Source organism: Lacrimispora sphenoides JCM 1415, from assembly GCF_900105615.1.
Classification (GTDB): domain Bacteria; phylum Bacillota; class Clostridia; order Lachnospirales; family Lachnospiraceae; genus Lacrimispora; species Lacrimispora sphenoides.
In genome coordinates this window covers 2651937-2669208 of sequence record NZ_LT630003.1, presented here as the reverse complement: position 1 = coordinate 2669208, position 17272 = coordinate 2651937, and the positions used below count along the sequence as shown (strand labels likewise).

Annotated in this window: 18 protein-coding genes; 17 read left to right on the top strand and 1 reads right to left on the bottom strand. The window is 45.2% G+C overall.

The features are described 5' to 3' along the window. Positions 1 to 68: 68 nt before the first annotated feature. From BMX69_RS12090 to BMX69_RS12045, 10 genes are all read left to right on the top strand, one after another. A complete protein-coding gene (locus BMX69_RS12090; RefSeq protein ID WP_054791652.1) occupies positions 69 to 917 on the top strand; it encodes a phosphate ABC transporter substrate-binding protein in 849 nt (282 codons plus the stop codon). Then, a complete protein-coding gene (pstC, locus tag BMX69_RS12085) occupies positions 914 to 1759 on the top strand; it encodes a phosphate ABC transporter permease subunit PstC (RefSeq protein WP_054791631.1) in 846 nt (281 codons plus the stop codon). Before BMX69_RS12090 ends, pstC begins: the two co-directional genes overlap by 4 nt. A gap of 7 nt (positions 1760 to 1766) precedes the next feature. Continuing rightward, complete coding sequence (gene pstA / locus BMX69_RS12080; protein WP_025233986.1) at positions 1767 to 2603, top strand: phosphate ABC transporter permease PstA; 837 nt, start codon at positions 1767 to 1769, stop codon at positions 2601 to 2603. Between the two features lie 10 nt (positions 2604 to 2613). After that, positions 2614 to 3375 carry a phosphate ABC transporter ATP-binding protein gene (locus BMX69_RS12075; protein ID WP_054791629.1) on the top strand — a complete coding sequence of 254 codons (762 nt, stop codon included), beginning with the start codon at positions 2614 to 2616 and terminating at the stop codon, positions 3373 to 3375. A 44-nt stretch (positions 3376 to 3419) separates the two neighbouring features. Beyond that, entirely contained in the window at positions 3420 to 4073 is a 654-nt protein-coding gene (phoU, locus tag BMX69_RS12070; protein WP_100042468.1) for a phosphate signaling complex protein PhoU, read from the top strand. Positions 4074 to 4466: 393 nt separating this feature from the next. Beyond that, complete coding sequence (locus tag BMX69_RS12065; protein WP_242941244.1) at positions 4467 to 5033, top strand: TetR/AcrR family transcriptional regulator; 567 nt, start codon at positions 4467 to 4469, stop codon at positions 5031 to 5033. 7 nt (positions 5034 to 5040) lie between these two features. Beyond that, positions 5041 to 5385, top strand: a complete 345-nt coding sequence (locus BMX69_RS12060) for a GNAT family N-acetyltransferase (protein WP_054791627.1) — start codon at positions 5041 to 5043, stop codon at positions 5383 to 5385. After that, on the top strand, positions 5360 to 6493 hold the full coding sequence (locus BMX69_RS12055) for a radical SAM/SPASM domain-containing protein (RefSeq protein ID WP_054791626.1): 1134 nt from the start codon (positions 5360 to 5362) through the stop codon (positions 6491 to 6493). Before BMX69_RS12060 ends, BMX69_RS12055 begins: the two co-directional genes overlap by 26 nt. Before the next feature lie 121 nt (positions 6494 to 6614). Next, a complete protein-coding gene (locus BMX69_RS12050) occupies positions 6615 to 7040 on the top strand; it encodes a VOC family protein (protein ID WP_054791625.1) in 426 nt (141 codons plus the stop codon). Positions 7041 to 7043: 3 nt separating this feature from the next. Then, the gene (locus BMX69_RS12045; RefSeq protein ID WP_174715219.1) at positions 7044 to 7403 is read left to right on the top strand and encodes a DUF2200 domain-containing protein; all 360 of its coding nucleotides are present in this window, start codon (positions 7044 to 7046) and stop codon (positions 7401 to 7403) included. 132 nt (positions 7404 to 7535) lie between these two features. On the opposite strand, the gene BMX69_RS12040 is transcribed toward BMX69_RS12045, so the two are convergent. Further along, the gene (locus BMX69_RS12040; protein ID WP_242941243.1) at positions 7536 to 9344 is read right to left on the bottom strand and encodes a sigma-54-dependent transcriptional regulator; all 1809 of its coding nucleotides are present in this window, start codon (positions 9342 to 9344) and stop codon (positions 7536 to 7538) included. Positions 9345 to 9566: 222 nt separating this feature from the next. Between BMX69_RS12040 and BMX69_RS12035 the strand changes: the two genes are divergently transcribed. From BMX69_RS12035 to BMX69_RS12005, 7 genes are all read left to right on the top strand, one after another. Further along, on the top strand, positions 9567 to 10808 hold the full coding sequence (locus BMX69_RS12035) for a four-carbon acid sugar kinase family protein (protein ID WP_054791624.1): 1242 nt from the start codon (positions 9567 to 9569) through the stop codon (positions 10806 to 10808). A 31-nt stretch (positions 10809 to 10839) separates the two neighbouring features. Then, positions 10840 to 12003, top strand: coding sequence for a sialidase family protein (locus tag BMX69_RS12030; RefSeq protein WP_054791623.1), 1164 nt, complete (start codon positions 10840 to 10842; stop codon positions 12001 to 12003). A gap of 55 nt (positions 12004 to 12058) precedes the next feature. Beyond that, positions 12059 to 13222: an iron-containing alcohol dehydrogenase gene (locus BMX69_RS12025; RefSeq protein ID WP_054791622.1), complete on the top strand. Its 1164-nt coding sequence runs from the start codon at positions 12059 to 12061 to the stop codon at positions 13220 to 13222. Positions 13223 to 13254: 32 nt separating this feature from the next. After that, positions 13255 to 14163 (top strand): 4-hydroxy-tetrahydrodipicolinate synthase, encoded by a 909-nt coding sequence (dapA, locus tag BMX69_RS12020; protein ID WP_100042465.1) that lies wholly within the window; start codon positions 13255 to 13257, stop codon positions 14161 to 14163. 7 nt (positions 14164 to 14170) lie between these two features. Beyond that, entirely contained in the window at positions 14171 to 15259 is a 1089-nt protein-coding gene (locus tag BMX69_RS12015; RefSeq protein ID WP_100043838.1) for a PdxA family dehydrogenase, read from the top strand. Positions 15260 to 15370: 111 nt separating this feature from the next. Further along, positions 15371 to 16651, top strand: coding sequence for an SLC13 family permease (locus BMX69_RS12010; protein ID WP_054791621.1), 1281 nt, complete (start codon positions 15371 to 15373; stop codon positions 16649 to 16651). 121 nt (positions 16652 to 16772) lie between these two features. Continuing rightward, entirely contained in the window at positions 16773 to 17120 is a 348-nt protein-coding gene (locus tag BMX69_RS12005; protein WP_054791620.1) for a VOC family protein, read from the top strand. The last annotated feature ends 152 nt before the right edge of the window (positions 17121 to 17272 follow it).

Genomic DNA, 17272 nt, shown 5'->3' with positions numbered 1-17272 from the left:
ATGGAGGAAATCAAGCATTGGAGTTTTATCATAGCTGATGATTTTGATGTTTGATTTTTGTGAGAGACATGAGGAAAAAGATTGTAACGTGCAAATTATTAAGACGAATAAAAGGTTCTGTCAGCGTAGTGATATTGACCCTTTCTATGGGTGTGCTGACTGCATGCAGCCAGGCACCTGGCTCAGCTACGATTGTTGCAGGCTCAACTTCCGTACAACCCTATGCTGAGATTCTGGCAGAAGAGTACATGGCTTTAAATCCAGATGCTGTGATTGATATCCAGGGTGGAGGATCTTCGGCCGGCATTACGGCAACCAAGACACACAGTGCTGATATTGGAATGTCCTCCCGAGCATTGACCGATGAGGAGAAAAATCTGTGGAATGTAGAAATTGCCAAGGATGGATTGGTATTAATAGTTAACCCAAGGAATCCGATACAAGACCTTACATCAGATCAGATTCGCGATATTTACGCTGCTACAATTACCGACTGGAGCCAATTGGGAGGCACAAAGTCAAAGATCAATATCATAGCGCGTGAAGAAGGTTCAGGTACAAGAAGTGCCTTTGCGGAGCTGTTGATGGGGGAAGAAGAGATAACCCCGAAAGCTATCGTACAGGACTCCAATGGGGCGGTACGGCAATTGGTTGCGGATGACCCCAATGCGATAGGATTTATCTCTTTGGGTTTGGTTACAGATGAAGTGAAAGCTTTACATTTAGATGGCATCGAAGCGACACGAGAAAATATAATGAATGGCAGCTATAGACTATCCAGGCAGTTTTTATTTGTTACTGACGGCGAGCCGACTGGGTTAAATAGGGAATTCATAGATTTTACCCTTTCTTCAGAAGGGCAAAAATTACTGACCAATGAGGGACTTATTCCATCAGAAGAGGGGGCAGGAAAATGAAGAATTTTAAAGAAAAATTATCTGAGCGTGTGTTTCTTCTAATTGCTCTTTCGACTTTATCAGTGCTTGCGTTAATCACTGTGTTTATATTTATAAAAGGTATCCCTATTATTGCCAAGGTTGGTATAATAAACTTTGTTTTTGGGATGAAATGGGCTCCAAGCCAAGGTGCCTATGGCATTTTCCCGATGATAGTGGGATCTGTATCGGTCACTTTAGGAGCAGCAATCCTGGGAGTTCCCATCGCCATTTGCTGCAGCATTTTTCTGGCTGAGTTTGCTCCTGCAAAACTTAGAAACATATTCAGACCCGCCATCCAGTTGCTGGCTGCCATACCTTCCGTGGTATATGGGTTCTGGGGAGTATTGTTCGTTGTACCAATGATACGTAACTATCTGGGAGGGCCGGGCTTAAGCATATTGGCCGGTTCCATCATTTTGGGTATTATGATCCTGCCAACGATCATCAGTATCACCGAAGTATCTCTCCTTGCGCTGCCGCGCCATTATAAGGATGGAGCACTTGCATTAGGATTGACACAATGGCAAACGATACGTTCCTTGCTGTTACCTGCGGCCAAGTCGGGTATCGTTGCCGCCGTAATTTTAGGTTTAGGCAGGGCAATTGGTGAGACTATGGCGGTGATTATGGTTCTGGGTAATGCTGTTGCACTTCCTGAATCAGTTCTTGACCCTGTCAGGACACTGACCACGAATATCGGTATTGAGATGGGATATGCATCAGGCGAACACCAGCAGGCGCTTTTCGCCACAGGTATTGTATTGTTTGTCATTATCATGATTTTAAATGCTTCTGCCCAATACATCACACGAAAGAGGTGAGGTCATTATGAGAATTAACGCGAAAGCTTCCGAAAAGATAGCAAAATTTTTGATTTGGACAGCTGCTCTTCTTGTTATTGCAATTCTTTTTTCTATAATTATCCATATACTAATCAAGGGCATACCTATGCTCAGCTGGCAGTTTTTAACAGATATTCCGCGGGATATGGGCCGTTCAGGGGGTATTTCTTCTTCCATTGTCGGTACTTTGATTGTGACTGCAGTAGCCGTAATTGTCGCAACACCATTTGGAATTGGAACAGCTATCTACCTTACGGAGTACACACGTGAGAGCAGAGTCACCCGCATTATCCGTTTCAGTGCCGAGTCTCTGGCAGGGATACCCTCCATTGTTTATGGACTTTTTGGTTTTATCTTCTTTGTTATTTACTTAAAAATGGGATGGTCAATTTTGTCCGGCGGATTAACCATGGCTATCATGATTCTGCCTACTATCATACGTACATCAGAAGAGGCGATTCGTACTGTGCCGCAGCTATACCGGGAGGTAGGCTTCTCTTTGGGACTTACAAAGTGGCAGGCAATAACCAGGACGGTACTCCCATCAGCACTCCCCGGAATAGTTAATGGAGTAATTTTGAGTATAGGGCGATGTGTAGCTGAGACAGCTGCTGTTATTTTAACAGCAGGCTCTGCATTGCGCATGCCTACATCAATCTTCTCCCCAACTCGAACGATGGCAGTACATTTTTATATACTGGCGAGGGAGGGAATATCCATGGATAACGCTTATGGAACAGCAGCGCTCTTGATTATTCTTATTCTTCTGCTTAATGTTGGTTTCAATATGCTGGTCAATAGATTCATAGCTAAAGGCCGTTAAGAGGTGAAAAATGACACAGAAATCAAAAATAGAAATAAAAGGATTAAACTTCTATTATCAACAAAAGCAGGTTATTAAAGAACTTAACCTGGAGATACCTAAAAATCGGATTATGGCTGTTTTTGGTCCAGCCAATAGTGGAATAACAACATTGCTTCGCACATTAAACCGTCTAAGTGACTTGACGGTGGGAGCCCGTCATGAGGGTGAGATACTTTTAGAAGGGAAAAACATCTTTGATCCGGATGTTAATGTGACAGAACTGCGCCGCAGGGTGGGGATGGTCTTTGATGTACCAACGCCTCTGCCTATGTCCATCTTTGACAATGTCGCATTGGGCCCCCGTATGGGTGGAATGAAATCCAAGGCGGATGTGGCAGAGGAAGTGGAAAAAGCTCTGCGTATGTCTGCCCTCTGGGATGATGTCAAAGATAGGCTGGATACTCCTGCAGCCAGGTTATCCGGTGGTCAGCAGCAGCGCTTGTGTATTGCCAGAGTTTTGGCTCTTGAGCCGGAAGTTATTTTGCTGGACAGACCATGTTCAGCACTTGACCCGATATCAACGGCCAAAATTGAGGAATCCTTAATACAGCTTAAAGAGCAATATACCATTATCATTGCACCACATACCGTTCAGCAGGCTGGGCGTATCGCTGACCGGGTTGCATTCATGTTAATGGGAGATCTAATAGAACAAGGTTATACCCAAGAGGTCTTTTCATTCCCCAAGGATAATCGAACGAACGATTATCTCACCGGTAGATTTGGTTAAGATTCCGTATATTTTATAATTTTTTGTAAAAGGAGATGAGCAAATTGGTTAGAGAACGTTTTACTCAGAAGATACTTGAAGTTAAACAAAAGGTATTAAAAATGGGAGCTCTGGTTGAGAATATTATTGACACGTCAGTGACTGCTATGAAGACACAAGATCTTAATCTTGCAAGGAATGTTTTGAAGAAAGATGACGAAATAGATCAGTTAGAACTTGAAATTGAAAAGGATTGTATGATGCTTCTTGCCCTTCAGCAGCCTCTCGCCAAGGATTTAAGGACAATTGCATCGGTTCTGAAAATCATAACAGATCTTGAGAGAATGGGAGATAATGCAGTAAACATTGCAGAGGTATTACTTGAGATTGGCGAAGAACCCATTTTGAATTCCCTAAAAGATATTCCAAGGATGGCAGATATAGCTCAGAAAATGTTAAAGATGAGCCTTGATGCCTTTGTAAATGAGGATATTGCCCTTGCACAAAAGGCAGCTGAGAGGGACGAAGATGTTGACAGGCTCTATGAAACCGTTATAAATGATTTCCTTAACATCATCGCAGAAAAAAGGGAACTTACAAAACAAGGGACTAAACTTCTATTCTTAGGACGGTATCTTGAAAGAATCGCCGACCATTCTACTAATATTTGTGAAAGAACGATATACATGATTACCGGTGAGTTAAAGGAGATAAATTAGAGGCATGCCTCTAATTTATTTCCTTTTTTTAATATTAAAGTCCGGAGTATTATTATGCATGCAGCCTATGGTGGTGGGCTGAGTTAAAGCAGGAGAGAAGGCATTATATATGAAATAGTCAGATGAAGTAGTAAATGAGATCCTCCAAACTCAGTTTATACCGAAACTTCATATTGCAAAGAACCGATGTCACTGAGGCAGTTCCCTTTGAATGAAAAAGAAACAAGAGGGATCTGTCTCAGTATTTTTTTAAAAGATCATTAACCAGTTATCAGCATGGTGGGAGCGAAAACAATTTTTTTAAGACACTTGACTTTGAGAGGAATTCACGCTATCCTGAACATGTTCAGTAATTATGTAGTATATATTTAACATGATGAAGAAGGGAGGATTATGATGAGTTCTAACGAACAAGATTTGCGGCAGAAATTAATCGAAACAACGAAGTCCCTGATGGACGAAGCCGATGATATCGGGAAGATTACTGTTCGGCAAATTGCGGAAAAAGCTGGTGTTGCTACAGGTTTGGTAAATTATCATTTTAAGAGCAAAGACAACTTGATCAGCATCGCAATAGGCGACGTTATGGTGCGGGTCATTTCTGAAATTACAGAAAGCGATGATTATTCCCCAATGGAGCCGGACCTTAGGCTGAGGATTATGTTGAAAAAGCTATGTGATGTAGCTGGAAACGATAAAAAAATGATTCGATTTATGATGCTTCGGGAGATGACCGAAGGGAGTATGCAAGCGCCGTTATACATCATCCCTTTACTTAAAGAGATATTCGGGGAACAGAAAGACGATATGCAATTACGGATTATCGCCCTGCAACTCATACAACCGATACAGGCTTCTGCCATCAACGCGGCTTCATTTCATATGTACAGCGGTATTGACCTAACCAATTCTGAACAGCGTAACTATTTCATTGACGTATTGGTAGACAACTTAGCGTAAAAGTTTTATGCCGCCTCTTATATTCGGTAAAACTATTCTTGCGGATAATAGGATAATTGGAGGGACATTTGTTGCGGTGTTAGGAAGGAAAGGCGAAATAGGCGCAATATTCCTTGATCCCAACGAGCAGCATAAAGGCTACGGGAAACAAATTATGCTATCAATTGAAAAATTGTACCCCAAGGTTAAGAGATGGAAACTTGAAACCCTTGCCGACAGCTATGGCTTGCATAAGTTTTATGAGTCTTTGGGATATGTCAAGGTTGGTGAACGGAAAGATAAAAAAAGCGGCATAACAGGCTTTCGGTATGAAAAGGTTACGCTGAATGGGGGAGAAAATAATGAATCTTAATTTGGAACAGTATTTGAACAATGGAATGGAACGGCTTATCAAAGATGCCCTGAGAGTCACGCTAAAGAACCCGAGGCAAAGCGCATTTTTCTTACAGTATGCCGCTGCCGCCCAACAAGCCGCCCGGCGCAGACTTGAGTTTGGGCAAGCCGGAGAGCATATCCCGCCATTTCTGATAGCCAGTATTACGGATAATTGCAATCTGCATTGCTCCGGTTGTTATGCGCAGGCTAATCACACCTGTAATGTATCTCGGGAACTGCCGGTCACCATGTGGGAACGTATTTTTGATGAAGCGGAGACGTTGGGTGTTTCGGTCATTATACTGGCGGGCGGCGAACCGTTCCTTCGGCAAGATGTGTTAAAAGCGGCGGCTAAGCGAAAGAATTTGCTGTTTCCGGTATTCACAAATGGGACCTTGTTAGATGATGCTGCCTTGGAATTAGTGTCTTCTCATCGGAACCTTGTTCCTGTTGTCAGTATTGAGGGAGATGAAAGAGCGACTGATTTAAGGCGCGGTCAAGGCGTATATAAACAGACTACGGAAACCATGTGCCGTCTGAGACGTCTCGGACTGATTTTCGGAGCTTCCGTCACGGTGACCTCCGATAATCTGGAGGCGGTAACCGATAGTGCTTATATTGACAACCTTAAAGAAATGGGATGTAAAGTGGTCTTCTATGTGGAATATGTCCCGGTGGAGCGGCCTGACCTTGCGCTTGATGATGAGGACCGTAGGAAACTGGCAGCGCGCATCAATGAAGCGCGATCCCGCCAAAAAGGTATGATCATCATTTCCTTTCCCGGCGATGAATCGGAATCAGGAGGCTGTTTAGCAGCCGGCCGCGGCTTCTTCCACATCAGTGCGTCTGGTAATGCCGAGCCATGCCCCTTTTCGCCATATTCGGACGTTAACCTTTGGAATACATCGTTAGGTGAAGCATTGAAATCGCCGCTATTTACCAGCCTGCGGGAGGAAGGCCTCCTTACTGCTGCACATACAGGCGGATGTGTCTTATTTGATCAAAAAGAAATAGTGTCTCAGTTTGTGAAAAAATCTGGCAAGTTGGAGGGGGAACCGGGATTGGCATTTATGCAAGACAGATAAGGCTATAGATGTTAATCCATGGATGCGTATTAAATAAATATTATGTTATACTAAATTTAACAAGCAGGTGCAGGGCAATTACTACCTGATTAACCCTAAAAGCAAAAAAGGAGAAGAAACCATGATTACACCTTACCTCACATTCAACGGTAACTGCAAAGACGCACTGAATTTTTACCGTACCGTCTTTCCTTGCGACGAGCCCAAAATCCTGCCTTACGGTGACTATATGCCGGAGGGGTCAAAGACGCCGCCTGAGCTGCTGCGTACTTGGGTTATGCACGCAGAGATGGCCATCTGCGGTACGAACTTCTGGTTTGCTGATGAAGCTATGCCGCCCAGGAACGGCAATAACATCAAACTAACCGCAACGGTTCCTACGGGCAAGGAAGCGGCGAGTATCTTTGACGCGCTTTGCGTGGGTGGCGAGGTGGTACTTCCACCCACCGAGACCTTCTACAGTGTGTTCCACGCTGCAGTAACGGACAAGTTCGGCGTGAACTGGAATGTCGTCGCGGAAGAAGCGCCGAAGCAAATGGAGGGATGAAAAGTGAATAACGAACGTGTGTACAAAATGAAAATTTCTTTAGTTTACCCTATGTATATTCAAAAAGCTGAGCGTAAAGGACGGACGAAGGCGGAAGTCGATACCGTCATCCAATGGCTGACAGGCTACGATGAACTCGGATTACAATCTCAAATCGATAAAGATGTTGATTTTGAGACCTTCTTTGCCGAAGCCCCTCAAATCAATCCGAACGCTTCCAAAATTACCGGTGTAATCTGCGGGGTTCGCGTCGAGGAAATCGAAGATTCGCTTATGCAGAAGGTACGCTGGTTAGACAAGTTGGTGGATGAACTGGCTAAAGGTAAGCCGATAGAGAAGGTGTTGAGAAGCATGCAATCATAAAATAAGATTGTTTGTTTTCTGTACTGGAATTATTCAAAAAGAAGGAAAAAATAGAGCCAGGGCTTGAGCCCTGGCTCCTTTATTTACAGTTTGAAGCTAGTAAACAATTGTTTTACTAGCTTCGTTTGCGTATTATTTTTGCAACAGACGCCATAGGGTTGTACGGCTGATACCCAAGCGTTTGGCTGCAGCAGTGTGGTTGCCCTCGGTTTCGCTGACCACCCGGATAGCGATGTCCTGGCTGATCTCTGAAAGCGTACGGTTTAAATCCAGAGGAGTGGCGGCATTTTCTTTTAAGGAGGAGAAAGCACCAACGTGCCGCTCCTTGCGCAGTACCTGACGGACATTTTCAGCGGTGATGATTTGGCTGGTGCCCGTAATCGCAAGTTCCCCAATTACCCGGCGGAACTGGGTGTAATTATGGGGCCAGTTGTAACTTTGCAGTAGAGACAGCGCTTCCGGATCAGCACCTAATATCTGCCGGGGCATATTGACGTTCATATGGCTCAGGCATAGATTCATCAGAGTGGGAATCTGATGGGAGAGCTGACGCAACGGCGGCAGATACAAGGAAAGACAGGAAAGCTTTTCTCGGAAAAGAGCACCTACTTTAGATATATATTCGCCGCTCTGGCAAACACAGGAAATCATTACCCTGTTTCGCTGGCACACATCCATTTCCTTTAGCACAGCGATAAGCTGGTACTGCCGTTCCAAAGATAATACATCCACATTTGCAAAGTATAGGGTGCTGCCTTCGTCTGCCAACGGAGAGTTGTGATGCTCCATAAGAAATGCCCAGCTACGGTCGTTCAGCAGGCTGCAGTTGATGGACACCAAGGGGTTGTTGTGCAGCGGGCCCCTGATGTAAAGCATGCTGACGATGGATTCCTTACCTGTTCCATCCTCGCCTGTGAAGATGACAGGGGCAGTGCTTTGGCTTATTTGATCAATTTCCTGCTGAGAACCTTGGAGATTTCCCGCAAAGCTGAAAATGCTGTTGTAGTAAGCTGCCTCTGCCTCGGCTCGACCGGAGAAACTGATACCCATCTGGTTTGAGGATACCGGCAATTTTCTTTCATCGAAGAAAAAAGCGGTGTATCGCAAAGAGCCGCTGGCAATTTGCCGAACACGAATGGAGTAGCGCATGCCTTTCAGTGAACGGCTGATTCGCTGATCCTCTTCCTGTCCGGATTGGGATAGTTCCTGACGCAGCAATTCCAATAATTCAGGTTTTATATCTTCCAGTGTAGACAGAAACAAATTTCCCTGACTGTCAAAGACAATCGTATGCCCGATCTGTCCGCGAATAAGCTCTCGAAAAAACAAATTTTCATCCTGCAGGTATTGTTGGCTTTCACATAGCAGCAATGCCTGGTTAAAGGCATTTCGGATACTGTCTATCCCGGAGGTGATCAGGAAGGAATTGATACCGAGCCGCTGGGCAGCGGTGTTAACAATCACATCGCAGAGTATGGTCTCGCACTGTTTATCCTGAAGACTGCGCAGGGTCGGCTCCACCGCCTCAATAGAATCTACTGTATGGATATCAATGTCACATTCCAGCAATTCGCATAAGGGCAGTACATGGTTTCGAATATCGGCGAAGGAAATCATGGTAGTCTTTTTATTCAGCCCGCCCGCCAGTTTGATGGCACAGAGAATATCGTACATAGAAATTTCAATTTCGATTACCGGAATGGTCAGCTGCTGCCGCAGCATCTGCGCCGTAGCACCACGTGATATTACCACATCGTAATCTCCATGAAAGTTATTCCGGGCGATGATAAGACCCTGCTCCATATCCCCCACATAGACTGTCAGATCAATCTGGGGATATTCTTTCGCCAGATTGAGCATCTGAATTTTCATTCCCTCATAGGGCGCAATGCCCAAAACACGAATATCATTCTTCATAGGCACCTCAATAATTCGTTTCATATTTGAACGTATTATACCAAATGCACAAAAATTAAGCAACAAATTTTTCGAATGTTTCAAAAGTAAACGATTTATAGATGAAAATAACTTGACGAAAGCAGTGGATTTTATATAAAATGAATATAAATTTAAAGAAAAAGGGATTAACAATTTCTGTAATGTACAAAATAAGGAATTGGCCCTTCTAAACTGTTTCAAAATGAAACAACAGGAGTTGAATGTATGGTAAAGCTTTTAATCATTGCAGATGACTTCACGGGCGCACTTGACACCGGGGTGCAGTTTGCAGCCAGGGGTGCAGCAACAGTTGTGGTCACAGATTTAAACTATGATTTCCGATCAATTGAAAAAACAGTAGAAGTTTTAGTTATGGTTGCAGAAACCCGGCATGTGAAGCCCCAGGAAGCCTATGAGATTGTGTACAGCATAGTGCATAGAGCATTGAAAGCCGGAATTGCTTACATTTATAAAAAGACAGACTCCGCACTGCGGGGAAATATTGGCAGTGAATTGATGGCACTGATGGACGCAACAGGTATCGACACCATTCCGTTTCTCCCTGCTTTTCCCAAACTGGGAAGAGTCACCCGGGAGGGGATTCACTATGTCGACGGTGTACCTGTGGACCAGAGCGTATTTGGCCAGGATCCTTTTGAACCGATTTTGGACTCAGCGGTGGCGGATATCCTAGGACAGCAAACAAATATGCCGGTGTTGATACACCCGCGAAAGGAAGAGCATAATATTTCAAATCCCGGCATCCAGGTATTTGATGCTGAAACAGATGCAGATTTAAAACACATCGGCAGGAAACTGGGACTGGATCGTCTGCGATTCTGTGCAGGATGTGCTGGGTTTGCAGCAGTGCTTGCAGATATGCTGAATTTGAAGGGGCCTGCCCCGAAGATACCAAAGCTTGAAGATACCCTGTTTATAGCTTGTGGCAGTGTCAATCCAGTAACGATCAGCCAAATGAAGGCGGCACAGGAACACGGCTTTCCGCATGTAAATTTGAACCCTGTTCAAAAACTGGAAGATCGCTGGGCGGATAGTAAGGCAGCGGTCGGTTGTGTTCGTCAATGGCTGGCACAGGCATATGCTAAAAAATGCTTTATTATTGATGTGAATGACCCGGAAGGGTGTGAGGATACCGATATCTACGCACGGGAACATAACATGACAATGGAACAGCTTCGGGTGCAAATTTCGGATAATCTGGCAGCTTTGATTAAGCGAATGCTTGACGACGGTCTGAACGCTACTCTTTTGTGTACCGGCGGCGATACGCTGATGGCGTTAATGCAGGCGGTAGGCATTTCGGAGCTGACGCCAATTTGCGAAATGGCAACCGGGGTTGTTTTAACAGAATTTATTTACAATGATAAAACATATCACATTATTTCAAAATCAGGTGGTTTTGGAGATCAGGATCTGCTTATTAAATTAGCAGAAAAGATTTCCTAAAAGATCAAAATATGAACTGGAGGTATAAATTATGAACTATCCTACTCTCGCCGGTTTGACTTTAGACGGTCGTATCTACCGCAACGAAGAAATGGGTACTGTGGAATCCATGGTTCCTCCCGGCCCTTTTGCCACATGCCATTCTCCTGCCATGCTGGAACTGCCAAACGGCGACATGCTGTGCTGCTGGTTTGCTGGAACTTATGAAGGAGAAGCCGACGTACATATTGTATGTGCCCGCCTTCCCAAGGGGGCCGAACGATGGAGGTCGCCGGTCTCCGTTTCCGGTGACCCAAAGCGCAGCGAGCAGAATCCATCTTTATTCAATGGCCCTGACGGTGCTGTTTGGTGTATGTACACCGCGCAGCTGGACCGCATTGAGGGCAAAGACAACATGCAGTTCACCTCTCAAATCAGATGCCAGAAGAGCTTTGATGGCGGCCTGACCTGGGGCGGCTATGAAACCGTCTTCCAAAGAGAGGGCAGCTTCTGCCGCCAGCCGATTCAGATCCTGAAAAATGGCCGCTGGATATTTGGCAACTGGCTATGCACCGACTCTGAGGAAGGTCTGTCCGGTGACCCCAGCGTATTTCAGATTTCTGATGACCAGGGCAAATCCTGGCGTATGGTAGAGATGCCGGGCAGCCGTGGCCGTGTTCATCCCACCGTTGTGGAGCTTGATGATGGGCACCTTGCAGCTTTCATGCGAAGCCGTGAGGCTGACAATGTCTACCGCAGCGAATCTCTGGACTGGGGCGAAACCTGGTCAGAGCCGAAACCGACACCTCTGCCTAACAATAATTCCTCTATTAGTGCTATCCGTACCAAAAGCGGCCGTGTTGCTGTGGCATATAACCCCACCGCCACTCCAGCACCCGTTCCAGGCAAAGCTGCATGGCCGGGGCTGCGTTGCCCTGTTGCTGTGGCACTGTCTGAAGACGGCGGTCTTACTTTCCCATTAATCCGCTTGATGGAACGCGGCGAGGGATACATCGGTGAGGAGAATAAAACAAACAACAAGCAGTACGAGTACCCTTACCTGATGCAGAGCACCGATGGCAGTTTGCATCTGACATACGCAGCGTACACCCGTAAGTGCATCAAATACGTTAGCTTCACCGAAGAAGATGTCATCGGCGCAAAGCGTGAGTTCGTCGGCGTGTACAACCCTACCTCCGGCGAGGGCACAAAATAAGCAACAGCCACAAGGAAGTCTTTTACTAAATGGTTACCAGAAGGAGTGATGTCAGATGCAGACTGTATACAATGTAAAATTGCCCCATGCCGTTTACGGCGGCGAAAACTCAATAGACAATATTACCGCAATCCTAAAGATTCATCAAGTTGAACGTGTAGCCATGTTTACTGACAAGGGAATACATGCCTCCGGACTGTTTGATTTGCCGGAAGCAGCAGTAAAGGCTGCGGGAGCAGATTACTATGTACTGGACGAGATTCCGTCAGAGCCGTCCTATATAGCCGTGCAGAATATTGTTGATCAATTCAAGGCAAGCGGCGCAGATATGATTATAGCCTGCGGCGGCGGCAGTGTTTTGGATGCTGCCAAGCTGGCCAGCGTGCTTGTAACCGATGAATACGGTGTAAAGGAACTACTGGATGAGCCGGGGCGTGCAAAAAGGTGTGTCCCAACAATTCTGGTTCCCACCACTGCCGGCACCGGTGCGGAGGTAACTCCAAATGCCATTGTCGCAGTTCCGGAAAAAGAGCTGAAAGTTGGCATAGTAAATGAAAATATGATTGCCAATTATGTGATTTTAGATGCCCGCATGATTAAAAATTTACCTAAACCGATCGCTGCCGCTACCGGCGTGGATGCCTTAGCTCACGCCATTGAGTGCTACACCAGCAAAAAGGCTAATCCATTCTCAGACACCTTTGCCATGGAAGCGCTTGATCTGATTTTGAACAATATTATCCCTGCCTGTGATGATCCCGAGGCAATGGAAGCGAAGAACAAGATGCAGATTGCTGCATTCTATGCCGGTATTGCAATCACAGCTTCCGGTACCACAGCGGTACATGCCCTAAGTTATCCATTGGGCGGAAAGTATCACATTGCCCACGGCGTTTCCAATGCAATCTTACTTGCTCCGGTTATGCGTTTCAATGCACCTGTCTGTCAGGAACGTTTTGCTCAGGCCTATGAACGCTGCTGCCATGACACCGAAACAATCTGCCAGACAGCGGCTGAAAAGGCAGAATGGCTGATTGGGCAGCTTGAGCGGATCGTACGTCATTTAGAAATTCCAACCAGCTTAAAGGAATTCGGCGTTCCACCCGAGGATCTGGATGGTTTAGTAGAGGCTGGTATGCAAGTGCAGCGCTTGCTGGTAAATAATATGCGTCTTGTAACTGCAGAAGATGCAAGAAATCTGTACTTAGAAATCCTATAATTATTATGCAAATAAAAAAGGAGAGAGTTATTATGAAGAATGTTGATTTAAAAGGCATTATCCCGCCGATTCTGACCCCGATGAATCCCGATGAATCGATCAATCGGAAGGAGCTGGGAAACCAGATTGAACGCATGTTGGAGGGCGGCGTCCATGGCCTGTTCCCGTTTGGAACCAACGGCGAAGGGTACATCCTAAGTGAAAATGAAAAAATTGAGGTTCTGGAAGCTACAATCGATCAAGTAAAGCATCGCGTTCCGGTATACGCAGGTACCGGCTGCATTTCTACGTCTGACACCATTCGTATCAGCAGGAAAGCGCAGGAGCTTGGTGCCGACGTGTTATCCATTATCACCCCCAGCTTTGCGCTTGCTTCACAAAAAGAGCTTTACGACCATTACGTGGAAATTGCCAAGCATGTAGACATTCCAATCGTGCTGTACAACATCCCTGCACGCACAGGCAACAAATTACTTCCTGAAACCGTTGCAAAACTGGCTAAAGATGTGGACATCATCATGGGCGCCAAAGATTCCAGCGGTGACTGGGATAACTTACTTGCCTACATCAACCTTACAAAGGACTTAGATAAAGACTTCCGTGTTTTGTCCGGAAACGATTCACTGATTCTGCCTTGCCTGGAGGCAGGAGGTGCAGGCGGCATCGCAGGATGTGCAAACGTATACCCTCATGTTCTGGCATCTATTTATGAACTGTTCAAGGCTGGTAAGCTTGAAGAGGCAAAAGCTGCCCAAGACTCCATCGCCTCCTTCCGTGCCGTATTCAAATATGGCAATCCGAACACGGTTGTTAAAAAGGCTGTTTCTCTGCTTGGTTATCCTGTAGGCGACTGCCGCCGTCCATTCAACTACTTATGCGACGAAGGCGCCACCGCACTAAAACAAGTTTTGAAGGAAAACGCCGACAAAGGGATGTGTTAATATGAGTATGAAATTTAAACCTGTGATAGGCATTTCTATGGGGGACCCCTTTGGAAATGGTCCGGAAATAACTGTTCGTGCACTGGCAGATGAAGATATCTACCAGCGTTGTAAACCCTTAGTAGTAGGCGACGAGACTTCCATGCGTTACGCTCTGAAGGTGGCCGGGAAAGTTCACGGCATTCATCTGGAGCTGAATGTGGTATCCGCACCCGCCGAAGGCAAGTATACCTATGGTACCATCGACTTAATGGATTTGAAGCTGATTCCTGAAGACGAAATTCCGGATACCTCCAGACTGGATGTACCTGAGCCTTTTGGCGTGGGAGCCTGTGCTCTGGGCGGCGAGGCAGCTTTCCAGTACGTTGTAAAAGTTATTCAGCTGGCTCTGGATGGCCAGATCGATGCTACGGTTACCAATGCTCTGAGCAAGGAAGCCATAAACATGGCTGGCCACCACTACTCAGGCCATACCGAGATTTATGCTGATTACACGGACACCCCTAAGTACACCATGATGCTGGCTCACGGCGATCTGCGGGTCGTCCATGTTTCCACTCATGTGTCTTTACGAGAAGCTTGTGACCGTGTCAAGAAAGATCGTGTCCTGGATTGCATCCGCATTGCCAACGAAGGCTGTAAAGCACTGGGAATTAAAGAACCTAAAATTGGCGTTGCAGGGCTGAATCCTCATTGTGGTGAGAACGGCATGTTTGGTTGGGAGGAAGTCAAAGAAATACAGCCTGCCATCGAGGCTGCCATGGCTGAGGGCATCATGATCCCTGAAAAGAAGCCTACTCCTCCCGATACCGTGTTCTCTAAGGCACTGGGCGGATGGTATGACATCGTTGTGGCCATGTACCACGATCAAGGTCATATCCCTTTAAAGGTGAAAGGCTTTGTTTATAACCGTGAGGAAAAGCACTGGGAGGCTGTCGAAGGTGTGAATGTAACCCTGGGTCTGCCTATCATTCGAGCCAGCGTGGACCATGGTACCGGCATCGACCTTGCAGGCAGCGGACGTTCCAGCGAGCTGAGCCTGGTCAATGCCATAGATTATGCCATCCTTATGGTTCATGCAAGGAAAGAAGCCTGATATTGTATGGTATATACACTGTACACGCATTTTACCAAACAGAACGATTGAATTGATATAATGTCCCAAATGCAAAAAATAATCCTGTATAACAGAGAGGAGTTCAATCAAATGACTATCCCAATGATTATTGCCATTGCTATCACTGCATTCATGATTATTTTAATCATGACAGAAAAACTTCCGTTCGGCGCACCTCCAATTCTCGCATGTCTGCTAATGGTTCTTTTTGGAATAACCGATATCAAGACTGCTTTCGGCGGTTTTTCTAACGCTACCATTATTATGCTTGCCTCTTTCATGGCAATCGTAGCCGCTCTTCAAAAAACCAGCCTTATTGGCACTTTCAGAAAAACAATTTTGAATATGGCTAACAAAGGTGGATTTAAGGCATATATACTGTTATTTATTATCGTTATGTTGGCTAGCAGTATCTTTGGCACGGGCTCAACTGCATTCTATGTTCTTACTTTAGGTATATTATCTACGATACAGTATACTGACAAGTTACCACGTGGTAAAGTTATTGCTGCCGCTGGTTTCGCAGCTAACCATCCGCTAATTCCTGTAAATGTCACATTACAATATGGGATTGTTATTGCTGTTTTAGGAGCTGCTGGTTCAGGTATTACCAGCGTTTCCTTAGCAAAATTCTCTATTGTAAATTTAATACTTTCATTAGCTTATGTAGTATGGGCTTTAATTGGTTATAAAGTTCTACCTAACAAAAATGTTGAAGATACAGAACTTGACGCTGATAAGTCTAATGAAACAGTTTACGATTTACCAAAATGGAAAGAAAATACAACATATGCAGCCTTTATTGCAGCTGTTGTTGGTATGATTCTTCAAAGTAAAGTTGGCGATGCAGGATATATGGTACCAGGTTTATCTGCATGTCTGGTTTTAGCTATCGGTGTTCTGAATTTCGATGAAATTCGTAACAACATTGGTGCTCCGATTATTTTGATGTCTGCCGGCGTCATCGGCGTTGCTGATGCTCTAGGCAGTACAGGCTTAACTGCTTTAGTTGGCGAAACTGTAGCTAATATGCTTGGCACTAATATCAATCCTTTCATCCTGATCTTTGTTTTCTGTATGTTAACAAGTGTACTTGCAACCCTTACAGGATCCACTATAGGTACTGTGTATGTATTTGCACCGATGGCTATTGCTACCTGCATGAGCTTGGGCCTAAATCCAACAGCAGCAGCTGCTGCAATTGTAGTTTCGGGCTGGAATGGCCATTTCTTACCAATTGACGGTATGCCAGCTATGGTAATGGGAATTGGTAAGTACAATCTAATAGAGTTTTGGAAATACACAATTCCCATGTACTTTATCCGCCTGCTTGCTTTAACTGCCGGAGCTTTGCTATTGTTCCCAATGTAAGATTCCAAATTACTTAAATGAATGGCAAGCAGTGACCAAATGCATTCAATGTGTATCAAAAAAATATCCGACTTTATATAAAACGGATAATCATCCGACATTATGAGAAAGAGGTATAATTATGGATAATAAATTTGAACTGGAGCATATCGGCATCAATACCCCAAATGCTGAGGAGGCAGAAAGACTGGCTCAGCTTCTGAGCATGATGTTTAACCTGGAGCCTCGTCATGGACAAAAGTCCGAATTCGGCGGTCCTTACTTCGAGTGTATGAAGGCTCCATTCCTGGGGGCAAACGGCCATATAGCTATGCGTACACCTGATTTGACCGCTGCCGCAGAAGAGTTAAAAGAGAAAGGCTTCTCCTTTAACATGGATACAGCAGCATATTCCGAGGAAGGCAAACTGAAGAATGTCTATTTAGACGGTGAGTTTGGCGGCTTTGCCATCCATATTATGCAAAAGTAACGGCAAAACCAATTGAATCAACACAACGAAATCAACCTCATTTTTAATTGCACCCCAAAAGTTAGGCATGTGATAACATGTTAGGCGAAAGGGGTGCAATTTTTTATAGAGGTAACAATTTTCTCGTATATAGTCATCGAAAAAAGATATAG